Source organism: Pontibacter sp. MBLB2868, from assembly GCF_051904785.1.
Lineage (GTDB): Bacteria > Bacteroidota > Bacteroidia > Cytophagales > Hymenobacteraceae > Pontibacter.
In genome coordinates, this window is sequence record NZ_CP196710.1 from 4,643,803 (window position 1) to 4,663,028 (window position 19,226).

A 19,226-nucleotide genomic window follows, 5' to 3' on the forward strand; every position below is an offset into this window, starting at 1 on the left:
ATAGTTTTTTGAGCTTTTTGAGATTGCCTCGGTACTAACGTGCCGGGGCAATCTTGTTTTATGTGTAATTGCCTTCTTTTTTCACGACATTTGCCTTATGCTTAAAATTGCGATTACAGGGCCGGAATCAACGGGCAAATCAACTTTATCTGAACAGCTGGCACAGCACTACAATACGGTATGGGTGCCAGAGTACGCCCGGAGCTATGTTGGCAACCTGAATGACGCTTATACCCTGCAGGACATTGAGGCAATTGCGTCAGGGCAGTTGGAGCTGGAGCAAAAACTTTTAAAACAGGCCGACACCCTCCTTTTTTCTGATACCGATATGCTGGTACTGAAGATATGGAGCGAGCATACCTTTGGTTATTGCCCGGATTGGATTCTTGATAAACTAAAGCAGCAGGATTACAACCTTTGCCTGCTTATGGGCGTTGATTTGCCCTGGGAGCCTGATCCTTTGCGGGAGCATCCTCACCTGCGCCAGTTTTTCTACGAGTGGTATAAACGTGAACTACAGGCGCTGAATGTTCCTTTTGTGGAAATATTCGGACTGCAGGATGAGCGATTGAAGCTGGCAAAAAAACATGTGGATGAGCTCCTTCAACAACATCAAAAACTGAAATAAAGGATATGCTACACTTCCTCGAAAATGAAACGCATAAAATAGGTGTTGAAAGCCACGGTGCCGAACTGCAGCACTTTATTAAAAAGGATGAAAACCTGGAGTTTATCTGGTTGGCCGACCCTGCTGTCTGGAATAAACATGCGCCCAATCTTTTCCCGATTGTGGGTGAACTGCCTAACCAGCACTATAAGTATAACGACGAAACGTATCAGATGAAGCGCCACGGGTTTGCCCGTGATAAAGAGTTTGACCTGGTAGAGGAGCATCATAATAAGTTAGTCTTCGAACTTAAGTACGACGAGGAGACGCTAGAGCAGTACCCTTTTAAATTCAGGCTTCTAATTGCCTACAAGCTGGAATATAACAAATTAGAAGTAACCTACCTGGTCCGGAACGAAGGCGATGAACTGATGTGGTTTTCTGTTGGTGGCCATCCGGGTTTTAACGTGCCACTTTATCAGAACGAGCAGTACACGGATTATTTTATAGAGTTTGAGGAAGAAGAAACGCTGAGCCGTTATTTGTTGAATGATGATGGCTTACTCAACGGCGATACAGAACGTGTGCTGCAAAACAGCAGGTTATTACCATTAAATCATCAGTATTTTCACAAAGATGCCTTGGTTTTCAAAGATCTGAACTCTACAAAACTAGTGCTTGCCAATCATGTAAACCCACGTCGGGTAGAGCTAAACTTTGAAGGCTTTCCGTTTCTGGGTATCTGGTCTAAGCCAGGGCCGTCTCCATACATTTGTATTGAGCCCTGGTGCGGTATTGCCAGCAGAGTTGGGGAGTCAGGAGAGTTGCAGGATAAGGAGGGGATCAATGAGCTGGGGCCTGAGCAAGCTTTTGAACGAACATTTACAATTGCAGTTTATTAACCATTAGAAGATACTTTTTTAAAGCAGAAGCCCCGGCCATACAAGTATGGCCGGGGCTTCTGCTTTAAAACATTTTTTACTGCAAAGAAGGCTCAGGAAACTTGGGCACTTTAATGTTCCTGAAATCATATTTCGGTTCAAAATCATTGATCGGTAAAGAAATACCGGGAGGGAGGTCCAGGTCTGGCAGGTCGTCTCCTAACGGTTCGCCTCCGTCATCGTCGCTGTCAGTGGATGGCGGACGATTGAAATTCTTTCGAGGGGCGAACGCATAATATGCCAGTATCGTCAGGAGTGCCATGGTATACAAAATGCTGATCATCATCACAATTCTACTTTATCATTAAAATCTTCAGCTAGCTGCTGTACCTAGAACAGTATCTTCAGGTGGTGCAGAAGAAAGATGCCATTTACTGTTTTCAACGTACATTTTGCCTATGTGGTTTTTGCATTTCATGAAAAATAACATCCTACTAACCAGCATGTAGTATACGTTTACCAATCACGCAACGGCTAACATTTGATATAACAGAAAAGGGCTTTACCTTTGCAATAGTTTAGGGGGTGCCTTATTATAACGGGCTGAGATCATACCCATTGAACCTGATCCGGGTAATGCCGGCGAAGGGAATAACGCGGGAAACAAAAAGTAACGGGATGCTACCCCTGGCATATCCGTATGTTTCACCTATTTTATATTTACACTTTAAATGAAAAAGTTGTTAGTAGCGCTGGCAGTGTTTGTATTGCCATTGCAGTTACTTGCCCAGTATAAACTGAGCGGGCAAGTGTCTGATGCTGCCACAGGTAACGCATTGGCGGGTGCCAATGTAGTGCTGGAGAGCACCAGTACAGGAGTATCTACCACACAGAATGGTAGTTTTGAGTTTGACAGTTTGCCAGCCGGCAGTTATACTTTAAAAGTAAGCTACCTGGGCTTCGAGCAGAAAAAAGTAACTATAAACCTGCAGCAGGATGAGTATGTGCAGCTTGCATTGCGCCCACAGGCATTGCAGGCAAGCGAGGTAGTGGTACAGGCCACACGTGCCGATGCGCGCACAGGTACTACGTTTACCAACGTTAGCCGCGAGCAGATCGAAGAGCGCAACTTTGGGCAGGATATGCCTTACCTGCTGGAGCAAGTGCCATCAGTGGTAGTTAACTCAGACGCAGGCGCAGGTGTAGGCTATACTGGCATCCGCATTCGTGGCTCCGACATCACCCGGATCAATGTAACGGTAAATGGTATCCCGATAAATGACTCGGAAAGCCACGGTACGTTCTTCGTGAATATGCCTGACTTTGCCACTTCGGTGCAGGATATACAGGTGCAGCGCGGGGTAGGTACTTCTACAAACGGAGCAGGAGCCTTTGGAGCAAGTATAAATATCCAGACGCAGCAAGTGCGGCGCGACGCTTACGCTGAAACCGACAACAGCTACGGCTCCTTTGATACCTGGAAGAACAACGTGCGCTTCGGCACAGGACTTATTAATGGTAAGTTTGCCTTTGACGGACGCTTGTCACGAATCAAATCTGATGGCTACATTGACCGGGCTTCTTCTGATCTGAAGTCATTCTACTTTTCGGGAGGCTACTACGGAGATAAAACGACGCTGAAGTTTGTGACCTTCTCCGGTAAAGAGAAGACCTACCAGGCATGGTATGGCACACCGGAAGCTTTGGTATATGGTAATGCCGCCGATCTTCAGGATTACATAGACCGTAACTGGATTGAAGGCTCAGACAAGGAAAACCTGCTCGCATCAGGGCGAAAGTATAACTATTATACCTACGATAACGAAACTGATAATTATCAGCAGGATCATTACCAGTTACACCTGTCGCATGATATTTTGCCGGGCCTAACTTTTTCAGGTGCCCTGCACTATACGTATGGCCGTGGCTATTACGAGCAGTTTAAAACGGATGATGACCTGGCGGATTATGGCTTGCCAAACGTAGAAATTGGAGGAGAAACGATCATTACCTCAGACATTATCCGTCGTCGCTGGCTCGATAATGATTTTTACGGTGCTACCTATGCGCTACAATTCCGCCCCAATACGCGCCTTAACGCTACTTTAGGGGGAGCCTGGAACAAGTATGAAGGCCGCCACTTCGGAGAAGTGATCTGGGCACGCTTTGCTTCTACTTCAAATATCCGGGATAAATATTATGATAATAATGCCGGGAAAACCGATTTCAACATTTTTGCAAAAGCCACTTATGGCTTAACTGATAAACTGAGTGTGTTCGGGGATTTACAAATGCGGACCATAAATTATTCATTTGTAGGTTTTGATAACGACCTTACCAGTTTAGCGCAGGATGTAGATTATACGTTTTTTAACCCTAAAGCAGGAATCACCTATCAATTACAGCCCGAGCACCAGCTTTATGCTTCCTATGCTGTAGGTAACCGGGAACCGGTAAGAGATGATTTTACAGATTCTACCCCAAGCAGCCGTCCGAAGCATGAGACCTTGCGCAACGTAGAAGCCGGTTACCGCGGCATGTTTGGCCTGACCGAGATAGCAGGTAAGGCACTTACTGCTAACGTGGAGACGAACTTCTATTACATGAATTATAAGAACCAGTTGGTGTTAACCGGGCAGATAAATGATGTGGGGGCTTATACAAGAACTAATATCGACGATAGCTACCGCCAGGGTATAGAATTAGTTGCTGCTTTAAATTTAGGTTCTGTTGCCAGGTTGAGTTCAAACGTAAGCTACAGCCAGAACAAGATCGCTGATTTCAGTGAATTCATTGATAATTATGACAATGATGATCAGGCTGTGAACCAGTACAAAGAAACCACCATTGCATTCTCTCCGGATTTTGTCTCGGCAAGCCAGCTGGAAATAGAGGTGCTGAAAGGTTTAAAAGCGGCTTTCATTTACAAAACAGTGAGCAAGCAATACCTGGATAATACCGAGAACGAGAGCCGCATTATTCCTGCTTACCAGGTTGGCGATCTGCGTTTGCGCTACAACATCGGTTTCAAAAATATGCTGAAGGAGCTGGAACTGGGACTTTTGGTAAACAACGTGTTTAGCGAGAAGTATGCAGCCAACGGGTATACTTTCAGCTATATCTACGGAGGTACGCAAACTACTGAAAATTTCTACTACCCGCAGGCTACACGCAACTTCCTGTTATCTGTCGGGCTTAAATTTTAAAATTTTACTAACTATTAACTAACTTTTAAGAGCCCTGCCATCTGGTAGGGCTCTTTTTGTCAGAATGTCACGTCCTAAAAAAAGTTGACTAAAAAACAGTCAACAGCATGAGTTACAAAGTAATCAAAGTAAAAGGCGAAGCCCCGCAGTTTAAGTACAGTGAGGCCTTCAGGCGATCTGTAGTGGCCGAGTATGAGCAAGGGCTTTTGAACAAAGACCAAATCCAGGCCAAGTATGGCATCAAAGGCAACTCGCGGGTATTGGAATGGTGCCGCAGGTATGGTAAATTGCACTACCCAAAAGCAGGTGCCTTGGGCCGCCCGATGAAAGACCCGCAAAAGCAACGAATCAAAGACCTGGAGAAACAGCTGGCAGACGCCAAGCTGAAGCTGGTTGCCTATGAAAAGCTGATCGAGATTGCCGAACAAGAAGAAGGGATCAGTATCTTAAAAAAAGACGGAGCCAAACAATCCGGGAGCTTGCCAGAACCTACCCAAGAAAAGTAAACACGTTCTGTGCGTTGTTTGGCTATAGCAAACAAGCTTATTATAAAGTGCAAGCCCAGCATTCTTCAGTAATGAACAAGCAGCAACGAGCCAGGGAGCTAGTGCTTGGCCTGCGCCGGCAGATGCCACGGCTGGGAACCCGAAAGCTGCATTTTCTGCTGAAAAATGAGATTGGCATCGGTAGAGATAAGTTGTTTGACCTGCTCAGGGTGGAAGGACTGCTCGTCTGCCAAAGAAGGCGCTATACGGTCACCACCAACTCAAAGCATTGGATGCGCAAGTACCCCAATCTCATCAAAGACATTGAGCTTGTCCGGCCTGAACAGGTATGGGTCGCTGACATAACTTATATCGACACTAGTGAAGACGGCCATGGGTATCTGCACCTGATAACAGATGCATATTCCAAGCAGATCATGGGGTATGAACTATGCGGAAACATGGAGGCTGCCTCTACGTTGAAAGCGCTACAAATGGCCATTATGAACAGGAGATACAATGACCAGGCACTTATACATCATTCCGACAGAGGGCTACAGTACTGCAGTAAGCTGTACACGGACCACCTGAAGGATAACCACATCACCATTAGCATGACCGAGAACGGCGATCCGTACGAGAACGCGATTGCAGAACGCGTAAATGGCATCCTCAAAGATGAGTTCGGCTTATCACAGCAACTTAACAACATCAGCGAAGCAATGCAGCAAGCTGCTCAAAGCATTAGTGTCTATAACAATAGCAGACCTCACCTGAGCTGCCACATGCTAACACCGGTCCAAATGCATCAGCAAAAGGAAATCAAACTTAAGTCCTACAACAAAAAAGCTCAAACACCTTTGGTGGATGTTTGAGCTTTTTTAACAATGTTTGTGCAATCAATAAATAGTCAACCTATTTCAGGACTACTCAGAATCAGGATTTGCAGGATATACTAGGATGTATACTTTAAACTAACCTATGGATGAGTTGCAAACTCGAGGCAGCAAAAGAAATGTCTCCCTTTGAAGAGTAGGGGGATGATAAGCTGACGAATTTTAACTATAAAACTATGGCAACCCAATTATGCCGCAAGTTTAGCGATAGCGTAACTTGTGGCTGCACATATTGCCAGTTTGTAACTGGCGCAAGTTGTAACTTGTTATAATCTTTACCACAAGTTACTGCTAGTCTCAAACCTGCGGTATTAAGACGCTCGTAGGAGCTGCACACGCTACGACTTCTTATAAAATCCTGCTGATCATTATTAATCCTCAGAATCCTGGTTTGGATTATACTTAAAATTTTAACTTTGTGTATTACCCTTCTCAAAACCTTAAAACAAAACTATGGCTTACGAATCATCAGGAGCTCCTGACTACTATAACATAGATGACCTTTTAACCGAGGAGCACATTCTTATTCGCCAGACCATGCGCGATTTTGTAAAGCGTGAAATATCGCCTTATATCGAGCAATGGGCACAGGATGCGCATTTTCCATCAGAAATTGTGAAGAAATTCGGAGACGTGGGTGCTTTTGGTCCTACCATCCCGACAGAGTATGGCGGTGGCGGCCTCGACTACATCAGCTACGGCATTATTATGCAGGAGATTGAGCGTGGTGATTCCGGTATGCGTTCCACGGCTTCTGTGCAGGGTTCGCTGGTGATGTACCCGATCTACAAGTATGGTTCTGAAGAGCAGCGCAAAAAATACCTTCCTAAGCTGGCAAGCGGCGAATGGCTAGGGTGCTTTGGTCTAACAGAACCAGACTATGGCTCAAACCCGGGAGGTATGGTAACCAACATCAAAGATATGGGGGACCATTACCTGCTGAATGGTTCTAAAATGTGGATATCAAACTCGCCTGAATGCCAGGTAGCAGTGGTTTGGGCAAAGAATGAAGAAGGCCGTATCAAAGGTTTGATCGTGGAGCGTGGCATGGAAGGATTCTCTACACCTGAAATCCACAACAAATGGAGCCTGCGTGCCAGCTGCACCGGTGAGTTGGTTTTTGATAATGTTAAAATTCCGAAGGAGAATATATTGCCTAACGTTGATGGATTAAAAGGGCCGCTTGGCTGCCTGGATTCTGCCCGCTATGGTATATCCTGGGGAGCGATTGGGGCAGCCATTGACTGCTACGAGTCTGCCAAAAAGTATAGTATGGAGCGTATTCAGTTCGATAAGCCCATCGGAGGTTTTCAGCTGACGCAGAAAAAGCTTGCCGAAATGCTGACCGAGATCACTAAAGCGCAGCTGCTTGCCTGGAGGTTAGGTACGCTGATGAACGAAGGCAAAGCTACAACGCAGCAGATATCCATGGCAAAGCGCAATAACGTGGACATGGCGCTGCATATAGCCCGCGAAGCACGTCAGATACATGGCGGCATGGGTATTACAGGCGAATACCCGATCATGCGCCACATGATGAACCTGGAGTCTGTGATCACCTACGAGGGTACGCATGATATACACCTGCTCATTACAGGTATGGACATTACGGGTATTCAAGCATTTAAATAAACCTTTTATCAATTGAGAGGAGGTCATTTTAAGAAAGGCAGCTACTTTTACAGCTGCCTTTTTTATATTACAAACTATCCGGATTGAGTTGAAATAGTTTGCTGTTTGCTAATTATGTTAGATTTATGGGTAGAAACTATAAAATAATTAGCAAAATTCAGTAAATTCGTAAGCTGAAATGGAGCGATTTAACAGCCCTTACTGTTACTTATTGGAACAGCAAAAGCAGAGATTTTAGAAGAAAGATTATAGCATGAGAGAAGATTATCTCACTGGCGATAGTGACTATATGACGCCAGCCGAACGCGACATAGACAAAGCCCTCCGCCCCTTAAGCTTCCGCGACTTTACAGGTCAGGCAAAGGTGGTGGAAAACCTTAAAATTTTTGTGCAGGCAGCTAAACGTAGGGGAGAGGCACTGGACCATGTGCTGTTGCACGGGCCTCCGGGTCTTGGTAAAACTACGCTGTCGCATATTATTGCTTCTGAACTGGACGCAGGTATCAAGATGACATCAGGGCCGGTGCTCGATAAACCAAGTGATCTGGCTGGCCTTCTCACAAACCTTGACCCGAATGATGTCTTGTTTATTGATGAGATCCACCGCTTAAATCCGATCGTGGAAGAGTACTTGTATTCTGCTATGGAGGATTACAAGATCGACATTATGCTGGATTCTGGTCCTAATGCCCGCTCTGTGCAGATCAGTCTGAATCCCTTTACATTGATAGGGGCTACTACCCGTTCCGGACTTTTGACTTCGCCATTGCGTGCCCGTTTTAGCATTAATTCGCGGCTGGAGTATTACGATGCAGGGTTGCTTACTTCCATTGTAAAGCGTTCTTCGGCTTTATTAGGTGCGCCAATTCATGAAGATGCCGCCTTTGAAATTGCCCGCAGGAGCCGTGGTACGCCACGTATTGCTAACAACCTGCTGCGCCGCACCCGCGATTTTGCCCAGGTAAAAGGTGATGGCACCATTACCGTTGATATTGCCAAATTTGCCCTGAATGCGCTGGATGTTGATCATAATGGCCTGGATGATATGGACAACCGTATCTTGTTAACCATTATTGATAAATTTAAAGGTGGCCCGGTTGGCCTGACCACCATTGCAACAGCATGTGGAGAGGAGTCTGAGACAATAGAAGAAGTATATGAGCCATTCCTGATTCAGGAAGGATATATAAAACGCACTGCCCGTGGCCGGGAAGCTACAGAGCTGGCTTACAGGCATCTGGGTAAAATACCGCCCCAGGAGGTTATCTCTACAGGCCTGTTTAATCAGCCAGGTTAATTTATAAGTTTGTGTAATAAAAAGAGAAGCAACCCGGCAGGGTTGCTTTTTTTGTGGCTTGGTAAAGGCAAACGATGTGAAGTAATTACTAAGACGATCCACCTTCACTGCATAACAGTTGCTCATAAAGCTGCACATGGATTTATTTTAACCTAATTTTGTTGAAGCAAAGTAAAGCAGCCAAAGTATAGGCGGCAGAAAACATCGATTTGAGCAAAGAAAAAAACACATACCTCATCAAGCAGAAGGCGCAGGAGCTGGGCTTCATGTACTGTGGCGTGTCGAAGGCAGACTTTTTAGAGGAAGAGGCCCCTCGGCTGGAGCGTTGGCTAAACCAGAACATGCACGGGCAAATGCGCTACATGGAAAATCACTTTGATAAGCGCCTGGACCCGCGCCTGCTGGTTGACGGGGCAAAGTCTGTAGTGTCTTTGCTGCTCAACTATTTCCCGGAAGAGAAGCAGCCGGAAGAGGGCACGTATAAGATATCAAAGTATGCCTATGGCACAGATTATCATTTTGTGATAAAGGATAAGCTGAAGGAGCTGCTGGCTTATGTGAATGAAGAAATAGGGGAAGTAGGTGGCCGCTGCTTTGTAGACTCGGCACCGGTATTGGATAAGGCCTGGGCCAAGAAAAGTGGTTTAGGGTGGGTTGGTAAAAACAGCAATCTCATTACTCCACAAGTGGGGAGCTTCTATTTTATTGCCGAGCTCATAGTTGATCTGGAACTGGAGTTTGACGGGCCGATAAAGGATTACTGTGGCTCCTGTACCCGTTGCATTGACGCATGCCCTACAAATGCTATTGTAGAGCCATACGTGGTGGATGGCAGCAAATGTATTTCCTACTTTACCATTGAGCTGAAGGACCAGCTTCCGGATGAGATGAATGGAAAGTTTGGCAATTGGGTATTTGGCTGCGATATCTGTCAGGATGTGTGCCCCTGGAACCGCTTCAGTAAACCGCATAAGGAGCCTGCCTTTGCACCACACCCCCAATTAATGGGGCTAAATCAAAGTGACTGGGCAGAGCTAACGCACGAAGTATTTTCGCAGTTGTTTAAAAAGTCTGCCGTTAAACGCACAGGCTATAATGGGTTAATGCGAAATATCCATTTCGTGCAAAAAGGGACTTCAGAAGAAGGAAATAAAGACTAGTTATACCTGGGCTTTTGAGAAGACGCTATTCAAAATCCGAAGGTAAACCCCCGAAAATTGATCATAGCACCATTGTTTTAGTTGCTGAAGTTCTTCTTTTACTAGAACCTTAAAAGCTTTTCGAAGCTCTTTTTCAAACAACATTTTGTCGAAGCTAACCTTCAACAGAATCGTCTTAATGTATTCCAACATTTTGGTAAGCAGAAAAATTGGTTAATCTGCTCTAAAGTACGTGAGTACTTGAAAAAGGTGATTCAATAGAATAATAATGCAATTATATATGCTAATTTGCATAATATTTATTGATAAAGTATAAAAAGGAAAGAGCCACATCGCTGCGGCTCTTTATCACTCTTAAACAAACAAGTTCTTTTGTTACGCTAAAAAAAGACCTGCAATATCAAGTACAGCTTGCTTAGAAAGCGGTTCATCAAATGCCTCGCTAACGTTTTCTGCTGAGATACTGGAAACTGAAGGCACGTTTACTCCTAACTGCATAGTTTCAGCTTCGCCGTTATATACTGCCTGTGTCGCAGCAGGCATGCCAGCACCGCGTTCGTCCAGCGTTATCCACCCTTTCAGGCCTCTAATTCGGCGTACAACAGCTGCGTGTCTGGCTTCTACAGCATGTATTTTAAGTGCTGCCGTTAATACATCGCTATTACTCACTAAATTACCTGCCTGCCCTTTGTATGCTCTTACACCAGTGTCTTCAAAGGCTTGTGATAGTGCCAGAAACGTCTGAAAGTTTGTATTCCAGTCCGGGAAGTTTCCACCTGCAGTAAAGTCAAAGTTTGGTTTGGATACGGGAGTTGCACCAAGGCTTTGAAGAGCTGTTTTCAGGAAGTTGACGTGAGCCACCTCATTATCGCGTACTTGTGTGAAAAAAGTTCTGGTGTCGCCAAAGTTAAGGCCACTGGCATTTAAGCCTTGCATGTAAAACTCTGATTCCAGGTACTCCAGTGTGAGTGCGAAATTTAGTACATCGGCAATGCTGCCACTGGACTGGCCATAGGCCTTTTTAAACATAGTACCCATGGCAATAGGCACAGCAGCCATGGCTACTTTTTTACCAAACTTACCAAAGTCACCAAATGCCTTACGTCGGCTAGACAATCGATCATATACTTCGTTGTCTACCTTTTCTATATCTTGTATTATTCTGAAAATATTCATGTGTGTTTCTCCTCTTGCTTATTTTGGTAAATTGCTGAAGTCAATCTCTGTTTCGATAAATGGTGCGGCAGCTGCCAGCACATCAGCAGGCATCATTGCTCTGTCCAGGCCATTACTGTCGATCAACTCTTCCCCAAACTCTCTGGCATTGTTGCTGATCATGTCGTGAATAGCAGCGGCATGGCGTGCTTCAACAGAAACAATTTTTCCTGCGGCTAACAAATAATCAAGTCCAGCACCGGAATCAGTCAAAAGTTTTCCGGCTCCGTTATAAGCGGCTACACCTAAATCTTCAAAGGTCTTGGCAGTTTGCAGTACACTGCTCTTATCATTAAAATTGATGGAGCTGAAGTCTACCTCCAGAGCAGGTATTGCGTTAGTTCCTAAGGCAGTTTTGAAGAATTCGCGGTGTGCAATCTCATGTGCTTTGATGTCCATCATCACCTGCATCTCATTAGCAGATAGTGCGCTGCCGGATTTGGCTACTACTTCTGTGTAAAAAGCAGCTTCAAGTTGTTCCAGGGCATAGGCATAGTTTAGAATACCGACATCTCCTGATCCGAGGTTTACAGCTCCAACCGGAGGGTTTACATCATTGTCATCATCATCACAGGATGTGGTTAAAATTAATGTGGTGACGGCAGCTGTTGCACCAGCGTACCGAAAGAAGTTGCGTCGCTGCATTGGGACTGTTAGTGCCTTCAATAGCCCACCCTCATTCTCTTCAGGCTTCGTAAGTTTTGTCATAATTTTACTTTTAAAAGGATTACATACTTATAATACTACACCTGCAGTTTGCTTCAGCGGGTACAGGATTTATATTAATATGACTATCTACGGGGCAGGAGAAAGATCGGATTTGTACTGTTTTTTCTGATTTTAAAGCTTCGAAGGGGAATTGCAATGGAAGCCATTAAATTCTCTAAGGGCATAAAGTAGTAATTACTTCGTTCTTTTATCAGAATAGCCTGTTTTATGGGGCTGCAGCAATACAGAGGTAAATATGATTGAAGCTATATAGTAGCGCCTGTTAAACAAAAATATAACAAAAGATACTTATGATATTTATACGTTATTTGTATTGTATCTGCAGATAATGTACTGTGTGTGAGCTTAAATCCATGCAGGATAAGCACAGGTTAATGTTGGAATTTAGTTAAATTTGTAAAGTTATAACCAACCTGCCACTTCAGGTGTGATCAGATGATGCGCTTACCATTACTTTTTATACTTCTTTTCATCATGCTTACTGTACCTGGTTTGGCGCAGCAGGTGAGCATTGAATTAGGGAAGAGTCCGTTGCCCATTAATCAGTATTTTACAGTTTCCATAAAGCTGCAAGATCAGCAACTGAAAGATTATACCGCTTTCCCGGAAATAGATGGTTTTAAAAAAAGCACCAAGTTCTCGTCGGAGAAAACCATTACTGCTGGCGGTAACACGAACGTTATACGCACCTATACCCAAAACTATGCTGCCCTGGAAGAAGGAGAGTATGTCCTGAAGCCTTTCACAATGAAAGTTAACGGGCAGACAGTTCAGTCGCAGGGTATAACGATCCGGGTAACTCCGATGCAGGCAAACGTGGCACAAAGCCCTGCCTTGCCTGATCTGTTAGCACCTGAAGAGGACAAGACTGCAGCGGAAGAACAGCCTGAGTTTGTGGATGAGGATGATAATGCTTTTCTTACCCTCTATACAAACAAGAAGAAAGTATTTGTAGGTGAGGGGGTAACAGTTGCCCTGTATTTCTACCTCGCCGAAGAAGACCAGCGGCTACTGGAGTTTTACGATTTTGCCAACCAGATGACAACCATACTTCGCCAGGTAAAGCAGCCGAACGCCTGGGAAGAGACTTTTGACTTTTCAGAGATCGCCTCTGAAAATGTAACGGTACAGGGTAAGCCTTACCTGCGTTTCAGACTTTACGAAACTGTTTTATACCCGATAAATTTGCAGCCGCTTAAGTTTCCGCAGCTACAGCTTAAAATGCTGAAGTATAAAGTGGCCAAAAACCCGAACCTGTTAACCGAAGACCGGCAGGAGGGTTATAAAGTATTTTACTCACGCGAAAGAACAGTGGAGGTGGAGGAATTGCCGCCTCACCCATTGCGTAACATAGTGCCTGTTGGCGACTACAGGTTACACGAAAGTCTATCGAGAAAGCGGGTGCCTGTGAACAAGAGTTTCAACTACCTGTTTGAGGTGGAGGGTGAGGGAAACTTATCAGCAATCATGCCGCCATCACCAACGCCTCCTCCTGGTCTGGAGTTTTATCCGCCTGATGTGAGGCAGGATGTGGTAAGGCGAGCCGGAAGGGTAACCGGTGCTAAAACGTTCGCATTTACAGTACTTCCCCGTGAGCCCGGCACTTATGATTTAAGAAATGCGCTTGAGTGGATTTATTTTAACCCGGTAACGGCCACTTACGATACCCTCCGGCCAACGCTACAGGTGCAGGTAACCGGTAACCGGGATAGCGATGCGCTTGTGCTGTCAAGAGATCTGGGTTCGTTCTACAATATCATTACAAACGAAAATAATACATTAGTAAGCCTGCACCTTTTCGAGAGAATAAAGCGCTATACAAATATCATATTGCTGCTGCTGCTTGCCGTGTCAGCATTTGTATTTTTAAAAAAATAAGACATGAGTAATTCTTACGGAAAGCTTTTCCGGATTACCACATTTGGTGAGTCACATGGCCCTGCAGTGGGTGTGATACTGGATGGCTGCCCGGCCGGCCTGGAGATCGGTGTAGAGGAGATACAGCATGCCCTTGACCGCAGGCGGCCCGGGCAATCTGATATCACCACACCACGCAAGGAAGAAGACAAGGTTAATATCCTATCCGGTATTTTCGAAGGAAAAACGACAGGTACTCCTATTGCGCTGGTGGTTAACAACAAAGATCAACACAGTACCGATTACAGCCATATAGAGCATGCATACCGCCCCTCGCACGCAGATTATACTTATACTGCAAAATATGGTACCCGCGATTACCGTGGCGGTGGCCGCAGCTCTGCCCGCGAAACAGTGGCGCGCGTGGCTGCAGGCGCAGTGGCAGCCAAGTTGCTGCACAAATATGGCATCAGTGTAAATGCTTATGTGTCGCAGGTGGGCAAGGTGAAGCTGCGTAAAGATTACAGTAAACTTGACCTGAATAAGATCGATTCTAACAAAGTGCGCTGCCCCGATGGCAAGACCGCTGCCCGCATGATAGGTGTGATAGAGGAAGCCCGGGACACGCTGGATACAATTGGCGGCGTGGTAAGTTGTGTGATAAAGGGCGTACCCGCTGGCCTGGGAGAGCCAGTGTTCGATAAGTTACACGCTGAGTTAGGTAAAGCCATGCTAAGTATAAATGCTGTGAAAGGTTTTGAGTACGGCAGCGGTTTTGAGGGGGTAAAAATGCATGGCTCAGAGCATAACGACCAGTTTTACACAGATGATGACGGTAATATCAGAACCCGGACCAACAATTCAGGTGGCATACAGGGCGGCATAAGCAATGGTCAGGATATTTATTTTAATGTTGCTTTCAAGCCTGTGGCTACTATTCTGCAGCCACAGCAAACTATAAACGATGCCGGTGAAGAGATTACCTTAAAAGGAAAAGGCCGGCATGACCCCTGCGTGCTGCCTCGTGCTGTACCCATTGTTGATGCCATGGCCGCACTGGTACTAGCTGATTTCCTGATGCGGCAGCAGGCAAGTAAAGTATAGCCTCCTTACTGAGGTATAATTTACTTCTTCTTCTTCCGCCGCCTGATCGGGATAGACAAAAACTTTACATCGCTGGGTACAAAATAGCGGCCCTGCTGCTGGCGCATCTGTTGCTGTATACCATATCCAGCGTTCTTTGTGCCATCCATGGGGTATGCTGGTGTGCCGTATTTTTTAATGAGCATCTCTATGTCGTTCTCCTCCGCGTCTTGTTGCGTAGGGAGCTTTACGTTTTTGATCGCTTCCCTCAGGTCCCGCTCCGTAGCCCAGGGCATAACATCTACTGTAGGGAGTTCATGAAGACTCTCTGCCAAGCTTATATTTACTGAATAGCTGTTTTTGCTGTAGCCTTTGGGGATAATGATAGCCTGTTTCTGATAACCCAACGCGGCAATAACGATGCTGTCTGCGGCCAGCACGGGCAGTGAAAAGAATCCTTGTTGGTTTGAAACGGTGCCTCTTTGAGAGTCAGGTACATAAACCACAACCCCGGCTAAGGCTGTGGCGCTGTCAGTGGCTGTTATCAGTCCGGAAAATTGTATAACCTGTTGGTGCTGCTGCGCCTCTGCCGAATACAAAAGGATCAGGCAACGCAATAGAGTTATCCCAAAGGTTGTGGTCCTTAGGAGGTGTCTTTTCATAGTATAGAGGTAGGTAGGGGGAGAGGAGCTAATAGCTCGTTACTTATAGCAAAATTTTAATATGTAAATGTTGCTATAAGTAACGAGCTGGTGAATTGCTTATTTTATTGGCTGATAAATAATTAGGGCTACCTCTAAATCTTATGGAGGAGAAAAAGCAATTAAATGTACTTAGTCTTATATTCCTTCGGGAATATAACCCCAAGTCATTAGATCTTCCTGATTCCTTATATGCTTACAGGAACCATTGATCAGGAGTACAATTCTGTTGCTGGCCCGAAGAACAGTTCTATAGTCGTGGTCGGTTAGAATAAAGCCTTTGTCGGGAAGGTGCATCTGAAGCAGTTCTTCGATGTGCTCTATATAAAGTGGCTCCACACCAGAGAAAGGCTCATCTAAAAGGAGGAATTTTACATCAAGGTGTAGTAAAATCATCAACTCAAAATAACGTCGCTCGCCCTTAGATAATTCATCGGCAAATTTGTTTAAGTGCTGCCGTATCCTCTTATCCTGCTTTATTAGTTTTTGCTTTAATGGGGCATGATGGTAAAAGTTGATGATCTGTTTTAGCTTGATATTTTTTGGCAGAAAATCATGCTGGGGCAGGTAAGCTAGAAGTCCTTTTTGACGGAATGGCTCCTGGTATACTTCCCCATCTAGCCGGATGTGTTTGTGATCAGGAGCTTTAGTACCAAATATGATTTTCAGCAGAGTTGTTTTCCCACACCCGTTTCTGCCAAGCAAGCCAACTATTTCCCCTGTTTGGCAAGACAGGTAAACATCGGTCAGGAGTTGATTATCGCCAATGTTAAACAAGATACTATCCGCCTCGAGTATATGCTTAGCCATACAAGTATAGTTTTAGGAAGAACAGAAGTATAACTACGGCCAGATTCATCAACAAAGAGCCTATGATTAACCTGATTTTACTAAGTCCGAAGTTATGATAGAAATAGTACTGTCCACTGTATCGCTGCTCGAAGAAGTATAGGGAAAGCAGAAAACCACCGGTCATTAGACAGAGACTGAAGTTGTTGATCACCCGGATCAGAACATGCTGGCTGAAAAAGAAGCCGGTTAAGCTTGCTGCTAATGAGAAGGGCAGGTTAAAGCTCATCAGGGTTCTGTGGTACAGGAAATATAGCCTTAACTTACTCATCAATTTGCTTTGGAATAATGAATATAGCTTTTTACCAGTAAAAACAAAAGAGCCGCTTCTAAAGTTAGAAGCGGCTCTTTTTATATAGGTTCTGCTAAATTAGAATAAATGCAGGTGCACTACCAGGTACCATACCAGTATCAGAACCGGCAGCAGGAAAGGAATAGAGAAACGCACGATGTATGCGAAGAAAGAAGGCATTTTAATTCCTGCGCTTTCTGCTATCGCTTTTACCATAAAGTTAGGTCCGTTACCAATGTATGTGAAGGCGCCAAATAACACGGCTGCCAATGAGATGGCTTCCAGAAGTACAAGTGTGATCGGATCTGCACCGGTTCCGGTAGCAAACTGCCTGACTTCTACCACGCTGTTTTGAGCCATGTCATACTTGGCCATACCCAACGACAGGAAGTTGGCGTATGTAGGTGCATTATCCAGGAAACCAGACAATGAACCGGTTGCCCAATACAGGAAGTTAGGGGTTATGTATTTTGAGAACTGTGGTGAAGAAGCAATTTCAGCAGACAGCTGCAAAGCTGGCATCATGGTAAAAAAGATACCGAAGAACAGGAATACCACTTCCAGGATAGGGTGGAAGTTAAATTGGTTACCTGCCAATGCTGTTTTGCTTGAAAAACGGTAACAGGCAAATGCAGCCCCTAATTGTATGATTTCGCGTAGGAAAGAGAACTTGCTGCCATCATACGAAATATGCGGTAGGCCCTCCACCACGTTAGGATCCAGGAAAATAGCCCCAATGATAATAGCCAACCAAAACAGGTTACGCTTGCCACTGATATAGAACTCTGTTTTTTCTTTGTTCTTTTCAACCACTTCAGGTCGTGGTGTATATTCCACTTCCTTATTTCTTCTGTCAATCAGGAAGAAAACAAGGCATAGCAACGCAATAGACAGGACCCATGGCGTGAAAAGATGCTTCAGCGTCCAGAAGAATGGCACCCCTTTCAGGAAACCTATGAACAAAGGCGGATCACCAAGAGGTGTTAACAAACCACCTGCATTACTTACTATAAAGATGAAGAATATGATCTGGTAAGGCTTTATCCGGTGCACGTTCAGGCGGATGAACGGACGAATCAAAAGCAAAGATGCCCCTGTTGTACCCACAAAATTAGCTAACACCGCTCCAAGAGCAACCATAGCCACGTTCATGGCTGGCGTGGCATTTGCATTTATATTAATGTATATACCTCCTGCAGCAATGTATAAAGAGCTTAAGAGTATAGCAAAAGAGGCATATTCGAAGAAGGTGTGAACAGGCATGTGATAATCGCCTAGGGCAAAAATATAATAGCCCAGTACAGCCAAGCCAAGGGTAACAGCTATTGTTTTATAGTTGTGCTCCCAAAAGTGACCAAAGAAAATAGGGCCAGCTGCAATCATTCCTATCAGAAGCAGAAAAGGAATAATCAGGAATCCTGGTGCTGTATGCTGCGCTTGCACCAGTAAGATGTAATTGTTTAGCATGATCAGATAAGTGCGGTGTGTTCCGGTCGAAATTAACTTGCAGCACAAAGATACATTTTCTGACCAAATTAGCTAACTGAGCATGGCTGGGAGAGGTGTTTAATGTACGTACCTCAAGCTGTTGAACGGACTGGGTTTACTTCGTCGGAAATAATGACTAATTTTGGAAACTTTAAGACAAGCGTACTAGTTTTAAATTTAAACATTGAATTTACATGACAGAAAATAAAGAAAAAATGGTTTCGGTATATGCTGAGGCAAACCCGAACCCTGAATCAATGAAGTTTGTGATGAACGTGCAATTACTGCCTGAAGGGCAGAGTGTTGACTATCCAAACTTAGAAAGTGCAGTAGAGTCACCGCTGGCGCAGGAGTTGTTCAACTTCGATTACGTTTCACGTGTGTTCATTGCCAGCAATTTTGTAACTGTAACTAAAAGCGCTGATCTGGACTGGGTAAAGCTTATTCCTGAACTGCGTACTTTCCTAAAGTCTTATGTAGAAGCGGGAGGCCCGATATTTAACGAAGGTTTTTCTGCAAAGAGAGTAGAGACTGCCGCAACAAATGGCGATGCATCTGCAGAAGACACTGAAATTGCCAAGAAAGTAATTGATTTGCTCGATAATTACGTACGTCCGGCCGTAGAGCAGGATGGTGGTAACATTACTTTTAAATCTTATAATGATGGTGTTGTAACTGTACACTTGCAGGGTTCTTGCAGTGGCTGCCCATCTGCAACGGTTACTCTTAAAGCCGGAATTGAAAACCTGCTGAAGCGTATGGTGCCCGAAGTGAAGGAAGTGGTAGCAGACGGCATAACGGTTTAAAAAATCATAGCTGTACATAAAAAGCAGAGGCCGGTTTCGAAA

General features: G+C 44.9%; 18 protein-coding genes and 1 riboswitch. Of the genes, 10 read left to right on the forward strand and 8 right to left on the reverse strand.

Translation table 11 applies throughout. The features are described 5' to 3' along the window. Window positions 1–97: 97 nt before the first annotated feature. Complete coding sequence (locus ACSX1A_RS20040) at window positions 98–628, forward strand: AAA family ATPase (RefSeq protein WP_439881408.1); 531 nt, start codon at window positions 98–100, stop codon at window positions 626–628. A gap of 5 nt (window positions 629–633) precedes the next feature. Further along, window positions 634–1,509, forward strand: a complete 876-nt coding sequence (locus ACSX1A_RS20045; RefSeq protein WP_439881409.1) for an aldose 1-epimerase family protein — start codon at window positions 634–636, stop codon at window positions 1,507–1,509. 76 nt (window positions 1,510–1,585) lie between these two features. Here ACSX1A_RS20045 and ACSX1A_RS20050 read toward each other — a convergent pair whose 3' ends face one another. Next, a complete protein-coding gene (locus ACSX1A_RS20050) occupies window positions 1,586–1,834 on the reverse strand; it encodes a hypothetical protein (RefSeq protein ID WP_439881410.1) in 249 nt (82 codons plus the stop codon). 225 nt (window positions 1,835–2,059) lie between these two features. Beyond that, a riboswitch (TPP riboswitch) is annotated at window positions 2,060–2,156 on the forward strand. Window positions 2,157–2,219: 63 nt separating this feature from the next. Here ACSX1A_RS20050 and ACSX1A_RS20055 point away from each other — a divergent pair. The 5 genes from ACSX1A_RS20055 to queG all read left to right on the forward strand — a co-directional run bounded on the left by ACSX1A_RS20055 (window position 2,220) and on the right by queG (window position 10,164). After that, window positions 2,220–4,694 (forward strand): TonB-dependent receptor, encoded by a 2,475-nt coding sequence (locus ACSX1A_RS20055; RefSeq protein WP_439881411.1) that lies wholly within the window; start codon window positions 2,220–2,222, stop codon window positions 4,692–4,694. A 107-nt stretch (window positions 4,695–4,801) separates the two neighbouring features. Further along, window positions 4,802–6,054, forward strand: a protein-coding gene (locus ACSX1A_RS20060) for an IS3 family transposase (RefSeq protein ID WP_439881412.1) whose coding sequence is annotated in 2 segments (ribosomal slippage) — window positions 4,802–5,150 and window positions 5,150–6,054 — 1,254 coding nt in all. Because the reading frame shifts where the segments join, the coding sequence is not laid out codon by codon here. Window positions 6,055–6,528: 474 nt separating this feature from the next. Next, window positions 6,529–7,707, forward strand: coding sequence for an acyl-CoA dehydrogenase family protein (locus ACSX1A_RS20065; protein ID WP_439881413.1), 1,179 nt, complete (start codon window positions 6,529–6,531; stop codon window positions 7,705–7,707). 253 nt (window positions 7,708–7,960) lie between these two features. Next, window positions 7,961–9,004 carry a Holliday junction branch migration DNA helicase RuvB gene (gene ruvB, locus ACSX1A_RS20070; protein WP_439881414.1) on the forward strand — a complete coding sequence of 348 codons (1,044 nt, stop codon included), beginning with the start codon at window positions 7,961–7,963 and terminating at the stop codon, window positions 9,002–9,004. 209 nt (window positions 9,005–9,213) lie between these two features. Then, on the forward strand, window positions 9,214–10,164 hold the full coding sequence (gene queG / locus ACSX1A_RS20075; RefSeq protein ID WP_439881415.1) for a tRNA epoxyqueuosine(34) reductase QueG: 951 nt from the start codon (window positions 9,214–9,216) through the stop codon (window positions 10,162–10,164). Here the strand turns inward: queG and ACSX1A_RS20080 are convergent, their stop codons facing one another. The 3 genes from ACSX1A_RS20080 to ACSX1A_RS20090 form a co-directional block, all read right to left on the reverse strand. Further along, on the reverse strand, window positions 10,165–10,356 hold the full coding sequence (locus ACSX1A_RS20080) for a hypothetical protein (protein ID WP_439881416.1): 192 nt from the start codon (window positions 10,354–10,356) through the stop codon (window positions 10,165–10,167). Between the two features lie 183 nt (window positions 10,357–10,539). Further along, window positions 10,540–11,340 (reverse strand): ferritin-like domain-containing protein, encoded by an 801-nt coding sequence (locus tag ACSX1A_RS20085; RefSeq protein ID WP_439881417.1) that lies wholly within the window; start codon window positions 11,338–11,340, stop codon window positions 10,540–10,542. An 18-nt stretch (window positions 11,341–11,358) separates the two neighbouring features. Then, complete coding sequence (locus ACSX1A_RS20090; protein WP_439881418.1) at window positions 11,359–12,087, reverse strand: ferritin-like domain-containing protein; 729 nt, start codon at window positions 12,085–12,087, stop codon at window positions 11,359–11,361. Between the two features lie 456 nt (window positions 12,088–12,543). Here ACSX1A_RS20090 and ACSX1A_RS20095 point away from each other — a divergent pair, with 456 nt between their 5' ends. Together ACSX1A_RS20095 and aroC are read left to right on the forward strand one after the other, a co-directional pair. Further along, the gene (locus ACSX1A_RS20095; RefSeq protein ID WP_439881419.1) at window positions 12,544–13,986 is read left to right on the forward strand and encodes a BatD family protein; all 1,443 of its coding nucleotides are present in this window, start codon (window positions 12,544–12,546) and stop codon (window positions 13,984–13,986) included. 3 nt (window positions 13,987–13,989) lie between these two features. Next, window positions 13,990–15,069: a chorismate synthase gene (gene aroC / locus ACSX1A_RS20100; protein WP_439881420.1), complete on the forward strand. Its 1,080-nt coding sequence runs from the start codon at window positions 13,990–13,992 to the stop codon at window positions 15,067–15,069. Between the two features lie 20 nt (window positions 15,070–15,089). On the opposite strand, the gene ACSX1A_RS20105 is transcribed toward aroC, so the two are convergent. The 4 genes from ACSX1A_RS20105 to ACSX1A_RS20120 all read right to left on the reverse strand — a co-directional run bounded on the left by ACSX1A_RS20105 (window position 15,090) and on the right by ACSX1A_RS20120 (window position 18,357). Next, entirely contained in the window at window positions 15,090–15,710 is a 621-nt protein-coding gene (locus ACSX1A_RS20105; RefSeq protein WP_439881421.1) for a carboxypeptidase-like regulatory domain-containing protein, read from the reverse strand. 177 nt (window positions 15,711–15,887) lie between these two features. Continuing rightward, window positions 15,888–16,559 carry an ATP-binding cassette domain-containing protein gene (locus ACSX1A_RS20110; RefSeq protein WP_439881422.1) on the reverse strand — a complete coding sequence of 224 codons (672 nt, stop codon included), beginning with the start codon at window positions 16,557–16,559 and terminating at the stop codon, window positions 15,888–15,890. Then, entirely contained in the window at window positions 16,552–16,869 is a 318-nt protein-coding gene (locus ACSX1A_RS20115) for a hypothetical protein (RefSeq protein ID WP_439881423.1), read from the reverse strand. Before ACSX1A_RS20115 ends, ACSX1A_RS20110 begins: the two co-directional genes overlap by 8 nt. 99 nt (window positions 16,870–16,968) lie before the next feature. Next, complete coding sequence (locus ACSX1A_RS20120) at window positions 16,969–18,357, reverse strand: sodium:proton antiporter (RefSeq protein WP_439881424.1); 1,389 nt, start codon at window positions 18,355–18,357, stop codon at window positions 16,969–16,971. A 215-nt stretch (window positions 18,358–18,572) separates the two neighbouring features. On the opposite strand from ACSX1A_RS20120, the gene ACSX1A_RS20125 reads away from it, so the two are divergent. Further along, window positions 18,573–19,184: a NifU family protein gene (locus ACSX1A_RS20125; RefSeq protein WP_439881425.1), complete on the forward strand. Its 612-nt coding sequence runs from the start codon at window positions 18,573–18,575 to the stop codon at window positions 19,182–19,184. Window positions 19,185–19,226: the final 42 nt, after the last annotated feature.

Coding starts and splice junctions, on each gene's coding strand:
- ACSX1A_RS20040 (WP_439881408.1), top strand. CDS start 98: ATGCTTAAAATTGCGATTACAGGGCCGGAATCAACGGGCAAATCAACT.
- ACSX1A_RS20045 (WP_439881409.1), top strand. CDS start 634: ATGCTACACTTCCTCGAAAATGAAACGCATAAAATAGGTGTTGAAAGC.
- ACSX1A_RS20050 (WP_439881410.1), bottom strand. CDS start 1,834: ATGATGATCAGCATTTTGTATACCATGGCACTCCTGACGATACTGGCA.
- ACSX1A_RS20055 (WP_439881411.1), top strand. CDS start 2,220: ATGAAAAAGTTGTTAGTAGCGCTGGCAGTGTTTGTATTGCCATTGCAG.
- ACSX1A_RS20065 (WP_439881413.1), top strand. CDS start 6,529: ATGGCTTACGAATCATCAGGAGCTCCTGACTACTATAACATAGATGAC.
- ruvB (WP_439881414.1), top strand. CDS start 7,961: ATGAGAGAAGATTATCTCACTGGCGATAGTGACTATATGACGCCAGCC.
- ACSX1A_RS20080 (WP_439881416.1), bottom strand. CDS start 10,356: ATGTTGGAATACATTAAGACGATTCTGTTGAAGGTTAGCTTCGACAAA.
- ACSX1A_RS20085 (WP_439881417.1), bottom strand. CDS start 11,340: ATGAATATTTTCAGAATAATACAAGATATAGAAAAGGTAGACAACGAA.
- ACSX1A_RS20090 (WP_439881418.1), bottom strand. CDS start 12,087: ATGACAAAACTTACGAAGCCTGAAGAGAATGAGGGTGGGCTATTGAAG.
- ACSX1A_RS20095 (WP_439881419.1), top strand. CDS start 12,544: ATGATGCGCTTACCATTACTTTTTATACTTCTTTTCATCATGCTTACT.
- aroC (WP_439881420.1), top strand. CDS start 13,990: ATGAGTAATTCTTACGGAAAGCTTTTCCGGATTACCACATTTGGTGAG.
- ACSX1A_RS20105 (WP_439881421.1), bottom strand. CDS start 15,710: ATGAAAAGACACCTCCTAAGGACCACAACCTTTGGGATAACTCTATTG.
- ACSX1A_RS20110 (WP_439881422.1), bottom strand. CDS start 16,559: ATGGCTAAGCATATACTCGAGGCGGATAGTATCTTGTTTAACATTGGC.
- ACSX1A_RS20115 (WP_439881423.1), bottom strand. CDS start 16,869: ATGAGTAAGTTAAGGCTATATTTCCTGTACCACAGAACCCTGATGAGC.
- ACSX1A_RS20120 (WP_439881424.1), bottom strand. CDS start 18,357: ATGCTAAACAATTACATCTTACTGGTGCAAGCGCAGCATACAGCACCA.
- ACSX1A_RS20125 (WP_439881425.1), top strand. CDS start 18,573: ATGACAGAAAATAAAGAAAAAATGGTTTCGGTATATGCTGAGGCAAAC.